The sequence below is a fragment of the Paenibacillus sp. FJAT-27812 genome (assembly GCF_001273905.1).
Classification (GTDB): Bacteria; Bacillota; Bacilli; order Paenibacillales; family Paenibacillaceae; genus Pristimantibacillus.
This window is the reverse complement of the sequence record NZ_LIGH01000001.1, coordinates 5,773,006-5,788,001: the sequence shown is the minus strand read 5'-3', so window position 1 is coordinate 5,788,001 and position 14,996 is coordinate 5,773,006. Positions and strand designations below refer to the sequence as shown.

The 14,996-nt window shown below is 45.1% G+C and carries 13 protein-coding genes and 1 pseudogene; 10 read left to right on the top strand and 4 right to left on the bottom strand.

Going from position 1 to position 14,996, the window contains the following annotated elements; all coding sequences use genetic code 11:
- Positions 1-59 precede the first annotated feature (59 nt).
- A complete protein-coding gene (locus ADU23_RS24615; RefSeq protein WP_053376165.1) occupies positions 60-383 on the bottom strand; it encodes a DUF5658 family protein in 324 nt (107 codons plus the stop codon).
- A 105-nt stretch (positions 384-488) separates the two neighbouring features.
- Here ADU23_RS24615 and ADU23_RS24610 point away from each other — a divergent pair, with 105 nt between their 5' ends.
- The 7 genes and pseudogenes from ADU23_RS24610 (at position 489) to ADU23_RS24585 (ending at position 9,314) form a co-directional block, all read left to right on the top strand.
- Complete coding sequence (locus ADU23_RS24610; RefSeq protein WP_231637524.1) at positions 489-2,081, top strand: glycosyltransferase; 1,593 nt, start codon at positions 489-491, stop codon at positions 2,079-2,081.
- Between the two features lie 140 nt (positions 2,082-2,221).
- Positions 2,222-4,162, top strand: coding sequence for an ATP-dependent DNA helicase (locus ADU23_RS24605; RefSeq protein WP_053376163.1), 1,941 nt, complete (start codon positions 2,222-2,224; stop codon positions 4,160-4,162).
- A gap of 139 nt (positions 4,163-4,301) precedes the next feature.
- Complete coding sequence (locus ADU23_RS32950; RefSeq protein ID WP_157265950.1) at positions 4,302-4,439, top strand: hypothetical protein; 138 nt, start codon at positions 4,302-4,304, stop codon at positions 4,437-4,439.
- A pseudogene (locus tag ADU23_RS24600) lies at positions 4,420-5,883 on the top strand (spore germination protein); the annotation flags it as partial. The gene ADU23_RS32950 and the pseudogene ADU23_RS24600, both read left to right, overlap by 20 nt.
- A 25-nt stretch (positions 5,884-5,908) precedes the next feature.
- Complete coding sequence (locus ADU23_RS24595; protein WP_053376161.1) at positions 5,909-7,003, top strand: spore germination protein; 1,095 nt, start codon at positions 5,909-5,911, stop codon at positions 7,001-7,003.
- Positions 7,003-8,217: a Ger(x)C family spore germination protein gene (locus ADU23_RS24590; protein WP_053376160.1), complete on the top strand. Its 1,215-nt coding sequence runs from the start codon at positions 7,003-7,005 to the stop codon at positions 8,215-8,217. Before ADU23_RS24595 ends, ADU23_RS24590 begins: the two co-directional genes overlap by 1 nt.
- Positions 8,218-8,378: 161 nt before the next feature.
- The gene (locus ADU23_RS24585) at positions 8,379-9,314 is read left to right on the top strand and encodes a tyrosine-type recombinase/integrase (RefSeq protein ID WP_053376159.1); all 936 of its coding nucleotides are present in this window, start codon (positions 8,379-8,381) and stop codon (positions 9,312-9,314) included.
- Between the two features lie 100 nt (positions 9,315-9,414).
- On the opposite strand, the gene ADU23_RS24580 is transcribed toward ADU23_RS24585, so the two are convergent.
- On the bottom strand, positions 9,415-10,215 hold the full coding sequence (locus ADU23_RS24580; RefSeq protein WP_053376158.1) for a hypothetical protein: 801 nt from the start codon (positions 10,213-10,215) through the stop codon (positions 9,415-9,417).
- A gap of 104 nt (positions 10,216-10,319) precedes the next feature.
- Positions 10,320-11,159, bottom strand: coding sequence for a sugar phosphate isomerase/epimerase family protein (locus tag ADU23_RS24575; RefSeq protein ID WP_053376157.1), 840 nt, complete (start codon positions 11,157-11,159; stop codon positions 10,320-10,322).
- A 195-nt stretch (positions 11,160-11,354) separates the two neighbouring features.
- Here ADU23_RS24575 and ADU23_RS24570 point away from each other — a divergent pair, with 195 nt between their 5' ends.
- The 3 genes from ADU23_RS24570 to ADU23_RS24560 are packed head-to-tail and all read left to right on the top strand — an operon-like array spanning position 11,355 to position 13,730.
- Positions 11,355-11,942, top strand: a complete 588-nt coding sequence (locus ADU23_RS24570; protein ID WP_053376156.1) for a class I SAM-dependent methyltransferase — start codon at positions 11,355-11,357, stop codon at positions 11,940-11,942.
- A gap of 26 nt (positions 11,943-11,968) precedes the next feature.
- Complete coding sequence (locus tag ADU23_RS24565) at positions 11,969-12,661, top strand: response regulator transcription factor (protein WP_053376155.1); 693 nt, start codon at positions 11,969-11,971, stop codon at positions 12,659-12,661.
- Positions 12,651-13,730 carry a HAMP domain-containing sensor histidine kinase gene (locus tag ADU23_RS24560; protein WP_053376154.1) on the top strand — a complete coding sequence of 360 codons (1,080 nt, stop codon included), beginning with the start codon at positions 12,651-12,653 and terminating at the stop codon, positions 13,728-13,730. Before ADU23_RS24565 ends, ADU23_RS24560 begins: the two co-directional genes overlap by 11 nt.
- A gap of 90 nt (positions 13,731-13,820) precedes the next feature.
- On the opposite strand, the gene ADU23_RS24555 is transcribed toward ADU23_RS24560, so the two are convergent.
- Positions 13,821-14,714: a chitosanase gene (locus ADU23_RS24555; protein ID WP_053376153.1), complete on the bottom strand. Its 894-nt coding sequence runs from the start codon at positions 14,712-14,714 to the stop codon at positions 13,821-13,823.
- Between the last annotated feature and the right edge of the window lie 282 nt (positions 14,715-14,996).

The window sequence follows — 14,996 nt, the reverse complement described above, 5'->3', positions numbered from 1 at the left end:
CAGCCTAATAAGAGGTAAAGAGAATCCTCTCCACGGAAGTAAAGCTGCGCTTCTTTACGCTAAGCAATATAAGAAATCCAAATGAGATGATACAGGTTTACGATGAAGTAGAGCAGTACCGTGACAAGAATGCAGGGATTAATCCAAAGACGGTTTTTCATGCGGTAATAAATGAGAATAAGCAGAACAGGGAGCAGCAGCTTCATCGCATAATAGCCGGCCAAATTCCATTCATAAAGCTTTTTTACGAGCGGATTAAGCTCCTCGATCAAATGAAGCCGAAGTCCGATATCCGTAAACGCAGCGTCGGCAAAACATAGAAATAAAAGCCCCCAAAGCAATGATTTTAAATCCCATTCCTTGATAGCTGCGATGGCGTCCAAGCCTCCGTTCTAAACAAAATTGCGCGAGACCGCATAATAGATGCATATGACTCATATGGATTAACATTCCTAACGTATTTCCCTTGGAATAAAGGAGGCATATCGTTGAAGCGAATACTTATAGGAAGCCCTATTCGCCAAAAGCCGTCCGTATTGCGATATTTTCTCGCCTCGCTGGAGCGGCTTGCCAAAAGCTCTTTTGCAGTGGATTATTATTTTATTGATGACAACGATGACGAGCTGTCTTCACAGCTATTAAATGAATTTATAACGAAGCAGCAAGAATCAGCCGGAAGCCAAACGATAATAGAGAGAAGCGATTCGATCACCCCTTATGCACGGGATGAGTTTACCCACTACTGGAGCAATGATCTGATTGATAAAATAGCCGGCTGGAAGGACCATATCATCGCTACAGCCAGAGAGAAGCGGTATGATGGTCTGTTTCTTATTGATTCCGATGTGATCCTGCAGAGAGGTACGCTGGAATCGCTCATATCATCGGAAAAAGAGATTATTTGCGCGATTTTTTGGACCCAGTGGCAGCCGGGCACGATGGAGCTTCCGCAGGTTTGGCTGAAGGACACGTATTGGCCTTTTCAATCAGACGGAACGATGAATGCAGGCGATGGAGCGGAAGCGGCTGTCCACTTTGTGATGAAGCTTAGAATTCCTGGCGTGTATGAGGTAGGCGGACTCGGCGCTTGTACGTATATTGATCAAAAAACGATTGATCAGCCGATATCGTTCCGCATGATTCCGAATCTATCGCTGTGGGGTGAAGACCGGCATTTTTGCGTGCGTGCTGCTGCGCTTGGCATTGGCCTCCATGTGGACACGAGGCATCCGGCCTTTCATATTTACCGGGAATCAGATCTAGTTCGCGCCAAGCTTTTTATGGAATCGACGGATGAAAGGGCAAATGTAGCGACAAATGAAGCTGCTCAGGTTAAAGACGTCGCCTCGCCAGCAGCCGGACCAATGATTATCGTGCCAGAAGCCGGACCTAAGCTAACGTTGTCGATGATTGTCAAAAATGAAGGCGATCGCTTCTTGAAGGAGGTGCTTGCACATCATCGGGAGTATATTGACCATGCCGTCATTATTGACGACGGAAGCACCGATCATACCGGAGATATCGTCCATGAGTATTTAGCAGGTATTCCATTGACCTATATTAAAAACGAAAGCTCACAATTTCATAACGAGGTAAAGCTGCGAACGCAGCAATGGGAAGAAACGATCCGGCTTCGTCCGCAGTGGATTCTCAATATGGACGCTGACGAATATTTCGAGGATAAATTTAAACTTGCGCTGCCCATTTTGTTAAATGAACCCAATACCTACGCCTATATGTTCCGTCTCTATGACTTCTGGTCGGAGGATCATTACCGCGAGGACAACTTTTGGAATGCGCATGCCGTATACCGCCCGTTTCTGCTCAAATATGTCGAGGGCTATCCGTATGAGTGGAAGCAAACACCGCAGCATTGCGGCAGATTTCCTCAGAACATCTATTCTTTGGAGCATAAGACATCGGATCTGCGCGTCAAGCATTTGGGATGGGCGAGGGAGCAGGATCGCCTGCATAAGTATGAGCGATACAAACAGCTTGATCCGAATGCCATATACGGGTGGAGAGAACAGTACGAATCGATACTGGATGAGAGCCCAAACCTCGTGAAATGGATCGAATAGTAGGCAATAATGACTATTACCTTTGACTAAGTACACATTCTAGTGATATATTTGAGTGTACGATTAGTACAGGAGATTTCACAGTCGGCTGCGTGCTTGCACGCAGCCGTTTGTGCCTACTATATGGAGGCAAGCTACCCGTGAATAAGTATCCGTTTGATTTTGACCCGAAACACCCTTTTATCCAGCAGGCAAGCGATTGGATTGCCGATGTTTTTTATGAGAAGCTGCCTGAGGCCGGCTTTGAAATTAGAGATGAACAAATTTATATGGCCTTTCAATTGGAACGCGCTTATGCCGATAAACAAACGATCTTCGCGGAAGCGGGAGTCGGCACGGGCAAAACCTTTGTTTATTTGCTTTATGCAATCAGCTATGCGCGTTATACGAGAAAACCCGCCATTATTGCCTGTGCGGATGAATCGTTAATCGAGCAGCTTGTAAAACCCGAAGGGGATATTGCGAAGCTTGCACGCTACTTGGATTTGACGATTGACGCGAGACTCGGAAAGTCAGCGGATCAGTATATTTGCTTGAACAAGCTGGATGACGCGAGATCCGGACAGGATCATGCGGAGCTGTTCGACAGCATCTATCGCGAGCTTCCAAGCTTCGTGCACAAGCCGGATTCGATGCAGAGCTTCCACCCTTACGGCAATCGCAAGGATTATCCAAGCCTTAGTGACGAGCAGTGGAACGAGCTGGGCTGGGATGTATTCCAAGACTGCTTAGTGTGCGATGTCAGACATCGCTGTGGCCAGACGTTATCACGCGACCATTATCGCAAAGCGGCAGATGTTATCATTTGCTCGCATGATTTTTATATGGAGCATGTATGGACCTATGAAGCAAGAAAGCGCGAAGGTCAGCTTCCTTTGCTGCCAGAGCACAGCTCGGTCGTATTTGATGAAGGGCATTTGCTTGAGACTGCCGCGCAGCAAGCATTAACCTATAAGCTAAATCACGCTGTCTTTGAAGGAATCGTGACGCGACTGCTGCAAGAGGAAATTCGTGAGTCGCTGGCGGTTGCCGTTGAGGATGCCATTACCCAGAGCGAGCATCTATTCAAAATGATGAATAAGCACAGCCAAAAGGTTCCCGCATCGGACCGCAAGGAGATCATTTGGAGCCCTGAGCTCATTCGCGAAATCAATCGTTTGCAGGATACGCTTTCGGTCATTGAGGAAGAGCTCGTATTTGAGAGCGGCTTGTATACGATTGATACGTATCAGCTCAAAATTGTAGAAGAGCATTTGGAAATGATTCAATTCGCGCTTTCCTTGTTCAAGAAAGAGGACAAGCCGATTAGCTGGGTATCCCAGGATAAGGAAGGCACCTCCCTTGTCATCATGCCAAAATGGGTGAAGGAAGTGCTCAAGGAGCAGGTATTCTCGCGTAAAATGCCAATCGTATTTTCATCCGCGACGCTATCGGTTAACGGTTCGTTTAATTACATGATGGACATTTTGGGAATGCAAAGCGCTTTGTCTTTCTCCGTACCGTCTCCTTATGACTATGAGGAGCAAATGACGGTGTCCATTCCCGAAAACATACATTTAATGGGGTTAAATGATAAGGTGGACGAAACCTTCAAGCTGCTTAAGCAGTCAGGCGGGAGAACGCTTATTTTATTCCCGTCCATGGAGCAATTAGAGCAGTTCAAGCTAGAAGCGGATAAGCATGCCGATTACGCAGCTTATAACTTCCTCTACGAAGGCTCAAGCGAGATCAGCTTCCTCATTGAACAGTTCCAAAACGAGGAAGAAAGTATTTTGTGCGCAGTAACCTTATGGGAGGGCTTAGACATTCCAGGGCCATCCCTCTCGCAAGTTATCGTGTGGGAGCTTCCTTTTCCTCCAAACGACCCGTTATTCGCGGCTAGGCGAAGCGATGCGGAATCGCCGTTTGAACAGGTGGATATGCCTTATATGCTGCTTCGCCTCAGACAGGGGATCGGTCGCTTGATTCGGAAGAGAGAGGATAGCGGCAATATCGTTATTTTCGGCGAAAAAATGAATGACCATTATGTTCGTGGACAAGTAGAGAGCGTGCTGCCCAAAGGTGTTGCGCTTAGCTGTTAATAGAGGCTAGTTAAGGAGAAGGGATAATCCCTTCTCCTTTTTTTTTTCGCTTATTCAATCGCTCCTTAGTTTATAACCTGCGCATTACGGCAAAAATATTGATTATTCGACAAATGTTCACAAGGGGGAAAGCTCTTTTATGTCTTTAGCCGAACAATTGAACATTCCTGAGTGGACGGTATACTTACAAGCACTCGTCACCCTCGTCATTCCTATTATCATTTCCTTTATTTTTAAGCAGATTCGGGGATTAAAGGACAGTGAATCGAATGAATGAAAATTTTTATGAGAATCTTGCTGAGATTCGCGAGCAGCTCGTTTATCATTCGGATGTCACGATCCGGGAGTTTTCAATCGGCAAGGCAGCTGTTCCGGCTGCCATTATATTTGCGAATTGTTTGACAGACCGTGACTTAATTGATCAGCATATTTTAAGAGCATTAATGTCTTTACGGGATCAAGACGTTGTTATTACCAAATCGTTTGTAGTCAATCAAGTATTGTCGGTGAGCCAAATTTCGGAAGTGGATACTGCGGAAGAGCTGATTCCGAAAGTGTTAACGGGATTTACAGCACTTGTCATCGCGGGTATTCCGGAAGTTATTTTGACGGCTACGCTTAACAGCAAATCCAGAAGCATCGAAGAGCCGATCTCAGAGGCGCTTGTTCGAGGTCCTAGGGCTGGTTTTAATGAGAACCTATCGGATAACACGGCACTGCTGCGAAGGCATGGCGAAAACGACAGCATGGCGTTCCTGAGCATGCAGGTTGGTACACGGGCCAAAAAAGAGCTGATTATCGCTTACATAAAAGATATAGCCGATCCTGAATTAGTTGAAGAAGTGCAACGCAGAGTGAGTAAAATCGAAATAGACAATTTACCGGAATCGGGATATGTCGAGCAGCTGATTGAAGATGACTTTTTGAGCCCGTTCCCGCAAGTTCAGAGCACGGAAAGACCGGATCGTGTCATAGGCGCTTTGATGGAGGGACGAGTTGCGATCTTGCTTGATGGCACGCCTTTCGCTTTGATTGCTCCGGTTACTTTCAGCATGCTGCTGCAATCGCCAGAGGATTATTATGAGCGCTGGATGGTTGGTTCATTGCTTAGAATATTGCGGTTTGTTGCTGCATTAGTAGCCTTGCTGGCGCCCGCTATGTACATCTCTTTTATTTCGTATCATCCTGGCTTAATTCCGACCAAGCTCGCGATTACAATAATAGGCGCTAGGGTTGGCGTTCCATTCTCTTCGCTTATTGAGGCATTGATTATGGAGGTTGCCATTGAAATATTAAGGGAAGCAGGACTAAGGCTGCCCAAGCCAATCGGTCCTGCAATGGGTATCGTTGGAGGCTTGATCATTGGAGAAGCGGCTGTGCAAGCAGGTATCGTAAGCCCCATCCTTGTTATTGTGGTGGCGGTTACCGCGATTTCTTCCTTTGCCATCCCGCAATATAATGCTGGAATTGCGCTCCGGATGCTGCGCTTCGTAGCGATGTTCTGCGCTGCAGCGTTTGGCATGTATGGCGTAGTGCTGTTTTTCCTGCTGCTATGCGCGCATATCGTCAAGCTAAAAAGCTTTGGCGTCCCTTATGCATCTCCGGTTGTTCCTTATCGCATTAGCGATTGGAAGGACTTATTTATTCGATCGCCCATCTTCATGATGAAGAATAGGCCGGAAATGATGCAAACAAAAGATGTTAAGCGGCAAAAAAAATGAATTTTGAGCTGGAAGAAGGATTCCCATGAAAAATAGCTCCAAGGATCGTATCACGACCATCCAAACGGCTGTTATCATCTCGAACTTTATGCTAGGTTCAGGAATTCTTACCTTGCCCAGGGCATCCGCGGCGCAGGTGGGAACGCCTGACGTATGGTTATCCGTTATCATTGGCGGCTTAATCGCGCTTGCTGCGGGCATAATTATGGCTATTTTATCAAAATTGCATGTTGGCCAAACGGTGTTTCAATTTAATCAGCAGCTTCTTGGCAAATGGATCGGCGGCCTCATCGGCCTATCGTTTGTCATCTATTTTTTTATGACAGCGTCTTATCAGGTTCGTGCTTTATCTGAAGTAACCGTCTTATTTTTGCTAGAGGGCACGCCTTCATGGGTTATTGTCATGGTGTTTATGTGGGTGAGCTTATATTTGATGACATCCGGCATTAATCCGATCGCCAGATTATTCGAGGTAATCTTGCCTATCACGATCGTCATCTATATGCTCGTTATGTTAATGTCGTTAAGGATATTCGAATTGGATAATCTTCGGCCTGTATTAGCGGAAGGCATTATGCCTGTATTAACAGGAGTCAAAACAACGGCATTGTCCTTCCTCGGCGTGGAAATCATCTTGGTATTAACGGCTTTTATGAGCAATCCAGAAAAATCGGTCAAAGCCGTAGCTTATGGAATAGCCATTCCTTTTTTTATTTATTTAATTACGGTCGTAATTGTCATTGGCGGCATATCCGTAGAAGGTGTAGTTACGAGGACGTGGCCTACTTTGGATCTTGTCCGCAGCTTTGAACTGTCTGGCTTAATTTTTGAACGGTTCGAATCCTTATTGCTTGTAATATGGATCATGCAAATTTATTCGACCTTTACGATTACCTATTATGCAGCTGGGCTAGGGCTGTCTCAAATATTCAAAGTCAATATTCATAAATGCCTGTATGCGCTGCTTCCGGTCGTATTTATCATTTCAACGCTTCCAAAAAATATAAATCTTCTGTTCTCGTTTGGTGACATGCTTGGCATGTCGGCCTTTTATTTGTTCGTTCCGATTCCGATTCTGCTGTTAATGCTGACCAAATGGAAGAAAAGGAGCAAATCATAATGGGTGACAGCCGCATTAGCCGTATCCGGTGGTTACTAGCATGCCTATGCGTGTTTGTGCTGCTCGTTCAGACCGGCTGCTGGAGCAAGGATGAGATCGAGGATTTGAGTATTTATGTAGGCATGGCGCTTGATGTTGCCAACGAAACATCAATTGAACGGAAAATGGATAAGCTCGGCTCAGGCTATCGAAAAAAAGATTTAATCACTTATACGCTGCAAATTGTAGATAAGCAATCGGAAGCGAAAAGCGGCGATACAAAAAGCGATTCAAATGCTAAGCCTTATTTGAACGTGTCGGAGACTGGCGATTCGCTTTTTGAAATGATCCGAGAATTTGCGGTACGTTTGGAGAGGCCGGTAGTCGGCCATCATCTGAAGTTGATTGTCATAAACGAGTCATTATCGCGACGATACGATATGAGCAATCTTCTAAGCTTCATGCTGCGGGATAATGATATAAGGCCCAACAGCCTTGTGGTCATGAGCAGCGGTTCAGCTAGGAAAGTGCTGGAGGCAAAAGGGAATGCCATTATTCCTTCCTTTCGCATTTTGGGTATGGTTGACAATCGCTATCGTACGTTAAAAATCATACCTCCTGTGTCCCTCATTAAGCTTGAAGGCAAAATGAACGCGAAATCCAGTTATCTGCTGCAAAATGTCTTAGCGTCAGACGGTGAAGTGAAGTTCTCGGGAGCAGCCGTCATAAAAGGCAAAACGCAAAAGTTTAGAGGGCGATTATCGGAAGAGGAATTGCTCGGCATTACATGGCTAACCGGCAAAGGAAAGGGCGGGGCAGTAAAAAGTTATGATCCCGATACGAAACAGATCATGACGTATGAGTTAATTACGATGAAAAGCAAAATTATGTCCCATGTCAATAACGGAAAAATTAGCTTTCACGTTGAGATAGAATCAACCGGCCGCTTAATTGAAGAATGGCTGCTTTCAAAGGAAGAGATTAATGATGAATTTAAGAGACGAGTGGAAGAGTCGGCAGAGAAGGTAGTTAGAAGGCAAATTAAGCTGGGATTAAATAAAATCCAAAAAGAATATAAGGCGGACGTTGTTGGCTTCGGAAACCGTCTGAGCATAGAGCATCCTAAGCAATGGCGTAAAGTTAAGGAGGATTGGGACGAGGAGTTTAGCAAAATTCCCATCACCTATAGCGTAAAACTATCCGTAACCGAATCAGGTGCGAAACAGGGGCATTAAACGGTATTTTAGCGGGAAAAAGCGATAATTTCAGATTAAAAAAACTGCGTGAAATACATATTTCACGCAGTTTGCATTTATATCGACTTTTCAGCTATCATAGTAGAGTTAGTGATCACTTAAATAGAGTACATAGAATCGTTTTTTATGGGGGATTGGCCTTGCGAAAGAGACAACATGAGGTAACGGATAGCTACGGAATCGAAATCGAGCTTTTTTCCATATGGATGAAAAATAAAGGAATGACCAAGTCAACGCATCAAGCTTACATAAGTGACGTAAGTGATTTTCTTCAGACGATCTATCCGGCAGAAACGAAAAGAATTACAAAAATGGATATTATGCGTTACATGGCTGTATGCAGGGAGAAGGGAGCAGGGGATGAGGCTCGTAACCGTAAGCTGTCGTCCTTGCGGTCTTTTTTTAAAGCGATGAATGAGATGGAGCATATGGAGGGGAMCCCCGCCTCATTAATTGCCAAGTCCAAGCAGGAGAAAAATCGGATTCCGGTCTATTTGGAGGAAAATGAACTCGAGGCGCTGCTCCACTCGATCAAGGGGAAATATTACATCCGAAATGTGGCTATCGTCCTATTGATGTCTTATGCCGGACTTCGCGTTGGGGAAGTGCATCGGATGAACGTCCAGGATTACCGGCAGGATGGCTCGATTCATATTTTGGGAAAAGGGCGCAAGTGGCGTGTCATTCCTTTGCCGGATGCGCTGCAAAATGTTATGAATGACGCGTTATCCGAACGGAAGGATTCGAAGCAGGGCAAGGAGCAGCCGTTTTTTGTGTCGCAGTTTGGGCGCAGGCTGTCTATTCGCATGATTCAAACCGTTGCGGACGATACGATTAAGCTATTGAAGGAAACGATGCCTGCGCTTGCGGATAAAAGACTATCCAGCCACAAGCTTCGCCATTCCTTCGCGACGATGCAAATCCGCAGCGGCACGGATATTCGAACGCTGCAGGAGCTGCTCGGCCATGCTAGCATCGAAACCACGCAAATCTATACGCATATCGATAATAAACAGCTCAGAAATGCCATGAATAACATTTCCAGTAAAATTCCTTTAAATTTACATAGTAAATAACGTAATTATAATTATGTAAACAAATTAGAATAAACGATGATTTGAATGTAAAAAAAGAAGTTGACAAATACCGTAAGGTATTGTCAACTTCTTTTTTTGTTTATTGGGCAGCTGCAAGAACCAGCTTGCGTCTTTCCTCCCGTTCCTCGGGAAGCAAGCGCGGGCAAGAATAACATTTCTCGCCATCAACGCGGCAATCATACATGCAGCAGGAAGAGCGGATAAGCAGCTTTCCGTCCGGCGGTGACCATGGGTTTTCAATATAACGCGGTTTATGAACAAACGGGTTCCGTTTACGGTTAAACACCTCAGCGGGAAGGCCGATGAGGATGTCGAGATCACGCTGAAAGCTTGCCAGCAGCGATTCATCTTTCATATTTTCGAACACATAGTCCCGCACGGCATGAATTTGACCGCCAACCTGATTCCATATCATCGCTGATTTTACATCTACGCTCAAGGCAACCGCTTCGACGATTTCATTAATTTCATTACGAAAAGAGGAAGCGAAAGCTTGGCTTAGAAAGGTTTTGCGCTCCTGCTCCTCGAGAGGAACATCGCTCCAGCGCAGCTCATTGATTTTAAAGCCAAGATGCGCATGATCATGATGCGATTCCAGCTGATAGGTTAAATTATGTAGCGATAAATCCAAATACCGGTTATACTGCGCGGCAAAGAACAAATTCGTAATGCTAAGATTGAAGAAGGACATGCCCACGAACGAAGCTGGCAATTGAATGCCCGTTGCTTGAACCATTTCACCCGCTTTTAACAACGTATCGTACGCAATTTCCCTGTTAAGAAAATCGGTTGCAGGCAGCTCTAGCACGGGCTCTGCTGCCCCGTTTGGAGAAATATGAAAATAGGTTTCGACAAGCGTAAAATCCATTTCGTGTGACATACGCGCACCCCTTTTTGATAAACATTAAAAATACTTATAGCGTATGATATGAAGCATCGATAACGATTATCATTTTTAATCAACTCTATAAGTATAGGAGGGGGCTAGCGTGCTGTCAATATGAAGGGCTCGACAATCGTTTTTACTCGGTTAAGTCCTTCCCACATGTCTCCAGGACCATCATAAATGAGAACGTAAGCACCGTTATAGCCAACCTCTTGGACCTGATTTAAATAAGTGATGAGCTCATCTGTATCTGGAAAACCATCAGGATCATAGGTAGGCTTGACATGAACGGAGACGCTCAGCGGGGCAGTCGCACTAATCTCCGCTAATTTGCCTTCGCCATGATAGTTGCCAAAATCGGTAATGAATCCTACATGCTCGCCTGCTTGTGCAAGCAGCTTGAGGCTGCTGTCCGATGTCGAGGTGAGCGCTTTAAAATTTTCGGTAATGACACGCACGCCTTTGGAGACAGCGTATTGCGCCAGCTCGGCTAAAGAATCTGCGGACGCTTGAAGCGCTTCTTCATCAGTAGGCTGTGCTTCGCCCGCAACGATGCGAATTTGCTTGGCCCCGGAGAGGGAAGCCGTATCGATCCAGTGACGGATGAGCGAGAGATCGGCTGATTTTCTCGTCGCATCCGTTGTTGTCAAATCGCCGTAATCGAGAAGGAGCGTATCGAATTTAATGCCGGCCGCGTTAAAAGCGTTTCGCAGCTGCTCGAGATAAGCAGGCTCCGTCGAAGGGAAATGAAAATGGCAAACCTCGATGGCTTGATACCCTCTAGCAGCGGCTTCCCCTGGAAGTTCAAGGAGCGTTATAACCTGAGGCTGTTCCTGTTCATTGGTAATAGGAGTGCTCGTTTTCTCATCCCATGCGGTCCACCGGAGTGGTCCGAGGTTGCGGTGCAAGCTCCATGTGCTGATAGATAGATATGACAAGATTCATCCCGCCTTGTTTTATATTGGGTTACATAGGTATAGCTTATCACTTCATTGGCGGAAAAAAACGGTTCGCTTTTGGCGAATCACTCCTCTCATTAGTCATCTTCAGAATTAATTCATTTTTCCCCTTGTTTTATCTGAATAATTTCTTGTTAGCATTAAGGGCAAGAAGCTAGGGAGGGTGACAAAGCTATGAAAATGATAAATGCGATGCAGGAGAAATGGATGTTTTTGTATAAATTTTTATACAAACCGGGCGAGATCGGCAGCGTAACGCCAAGCTCCAAATATTTAGCCAAAGCAATGGTCTCGTATGTACCTTGGCATGAGGTGAAAAGCGCAGCGGAGTTAGGGGCTGGAACCGGTGCGATCACGAGGCATATAAGGGAAGCCGCAAGAAAAAATACGAAATGTTTATTGTTTGAAACTGATCCCCAAATGCTTAGCGGATTAAAGCATCATTATCCAGAATTTCAATGTTATGATAATGCGGAGAGTCTATCTACCGCTCTAAGCGAAGAAGGAATCGATAAACTGGATTGCATAATAAGCGGGCTGCCCTTTTTTAATTTCCAGCAAGCGTTCAGAGATGAGCTGATTGAACAAATCGAATTCTCGTTAAAGGATGATGGCTTATTTATCGCCTACCAGTATTCCATGCAAATGAAGAAGCAATTGAGTAAACATTTTACGATTGAAGAAATGAAGTTTGTGCCGCTGAATGTTCCTCCTGCATTTGTTTACGTATGCCGGAAAAACGCTCCGCGCAAAGCGAGATAACAAATTATGATCGGAAGGTGAACGGGGTGGGCTTCAGCGTACTGGTTGTGGATGATGATCAGGAAATAAGGGATGTCCTTCATATTTATTTAAGAAATGAAGGCTATCGCGTCATTGAAGCGGAAGATGGACTGCAGGCGATTGAAGCGATGGAGCGCGAGCCGATTGATCTTATTATTTTGGATATTATGATGCCAAGACAGGACGGAATTATGGCATGCCTTAAGATTAGGGAGACGTTTGAAATTCCGATCATTATGCTCTCGGCAAAGGGTGAGGATATTGATAAGATAACCGGCCTTTCCACGGGGGCGGACGATTATATGACAAAGCCGTTTAATCCGCTAGAGCTGCTTGCGCGTGTCAAAGCTCAGCTGCGAAGGCGAAATGCCGCCAATCAAGCCGCATCCGCTACAAGTGAAATCATCATTGATGATTTGATCATCTACAAGGATCAGCATTTAGTTAGCGTGCGCGGCCAAAACGTCGCATTAACGCCGATTGAATTTTCAATCCTGCTGCTGCTTGCCTCTCATCGTGGAGCGGTATTTAATATCGACAGCATTTACCAGAAGGTATGGAAGGACCAATCGGCCTTCTACTCGGATAATACGGTCATGGTTCATATCCGCAACATTCGTGAGAAAATCGAAGCGAACCCCCGATCACCACGCTATATTAAGACGGTTTGGGGAGTGGGCTATAAAATTGAAAAATAATACGAAGAGCTCATCCAGCGGAATCCGAAGCATACGCGGCGTCATGCTGTGGGTGCCTGTCGTCAGCTTTGTCTTGGCCGTCCTCCTGTATTTGGGCATGGATACTCTTACGCGCTATCAGTTCGGGTTCGTATTTAGCAATTATGTATCGCTGCCTATTTTTTTTGGCTTGTTTTTCGGTTTGTTTTTTTTGTTCACACGCCGAATCGTAACCTATTTTAAAGAAATTACAGATGGTTTAAACCAAATTGCAGGCGGAAATCTAGAATTCCGTTTGCCTTTGACGAGGCAGGATCAGCTCGGCAGCGTTGCCCAAAATATAAATTATATGGCGGAACAGCTGCAAAGGCAGCTTGAGCGCGAGCGGCAGCTGGAAAAGTCAAAAATGGAGCTGATTACACATGTCTCGCATGATTTGAGAACGCCATTAACGAGCGTGATCGGCTATTTGGATCTATTGAAATCACATGCGGTTCAAGATGAGCAAGAGCAAGAGCGGTTTATCGGCAATGCCTATCACAAAACACAGCAGCTAAAAAAGCTCATTGATGATTTATTCGAATATACCCGCCTGACCGGGGGCGATATTCAACTATTCTTAGAAACGATTGAAATCAATAAGCTTCTAGCCCAAATGATAAGCGAATTTGAACCCGTTGCAGGCGAGCATCGTATTTCGATTGAAAAAAACTTGTTTACGAAACCGTTCTTGGTCAATATAGACGTCGAGAAAATGGTTCGAGCGTTCGATAATTTATTAATAAACGCTTTGAAGTATTCAAGGTCGCCTGGCGAAATCAGAATTGGTTTGTTCGCAGAAGAAAGTCATGTCAAAATAACGTTTGAAAACGAAGGGAGCGCCATTACGCCGGAGGAGGAGGCGAGGCTGTTTGAACGGTTTTTCAAGCTGGAGTTGAAGGAGACTGACCAACGTTCTCTGCCTGCCGGAGCAGGGCTCGGATTAACCATTGCCAAACAAATCGTAGAGATGAATAATGGCACAATAGGCGTTATTCATGACGCAGGCAGGTATATCTTTTGGATTAAGCTGCCGATCGTGAATCGATGAAAGCGGCGGGAACAATAACCAAAGCCATAGGCTTCATTCGGAGTCATGCCCCAGAAATAAAGCCTATGGCTGATCTTATATGGTGATCATTTATTTCATGATCCAGCTAGTAGCTTTAGCAACTGCAGCATCGGCATTTTTGAGCGAAGTGTATCCTTGATTCAATAGATCATTCCATTGCTTGACACGATTCGTACCGTTTGGCGCTTGGTTGTAATGGTTCGTGTTAACAATTAAAGTGCGTTTGGCGTGGAAATTGTTCATGAATGTCTTTTCGTTCGTGCTGCTGCCTGAACGCGAGAGGAGACCTTGCAGCGTGTTTGAGCCGCCTGTTGCTCCGTGATTCAGGGCCGTGTCAACAAATGAGCCAATGGTCAACGCGGAGCTGAAACCACGCTGCTTCGCTTGCTGCACGCTGTAACTGATGTATACGTTGTAGAACGTACGCCACATCGCTTCTCTCCATTTAGCATTGTTTTGTTGTCCGTTAACTTTCTTGCAGAAGGAGCTTGCGCTTTCCGTAATCGTTAGAATACGGCCATTCATAGACCCTTTCGCCCCGAGACGCGTTAAGCCCCCGATGGTTGAAGGGTTGCTAGCTCCGCTAATGGCATCGTATTGCTTGAAAAGCTCTGGGCCGTCTGGGTATGTGTCATTTGAACCGCCCGTTGTAGCGCCGAATATACCGATCGTATACCCGCGGTTATCATTAATATTTTCGCAATAGCCATAAAAGTTGGTCCAATTAGGTGAATCTTGCTCAGGTTTATTTACGAGCTTCATAATGTTATCCCATTGCTCGCCGTCTAGTCCCGTATTCGACTTTAGAAATTGAAGCGTCGAAGGGGAGAACTTAGCGTCATGGCTAGGACCCGCAGAAACCTTTGATTGAAGCGCAGCGGATGTTAAAGAGAGAACAAGCGCAAAGCTAAGACAAGTAATAAGCAACCATTTACTCTTGCTTCTTTTTGTAATCGTTTCCATTTAAATTAATTCCTCCTCAATAATGTTGTTTGTTGCGATGGAAGCTCAGTTTGTTCGTAAAACCTCTGATGCTCTTACGAGTGTGCTATAAGCTTCTTGTCTTATCGGCTGATCACCTCCCTATAAGTTAAAGCGCTTAAACTTTTGATTGTGAAAAATTCTACTTTAGTGAAGTAGAATAGAGGCTTTGCTAAGCCGCTTTAGAGCCGCCTTAAAAATAACATAAAATATTATATTTTTTCTTTCTTTTGTTAATTGTTGCTTGATGTAAATAAAAGTAGC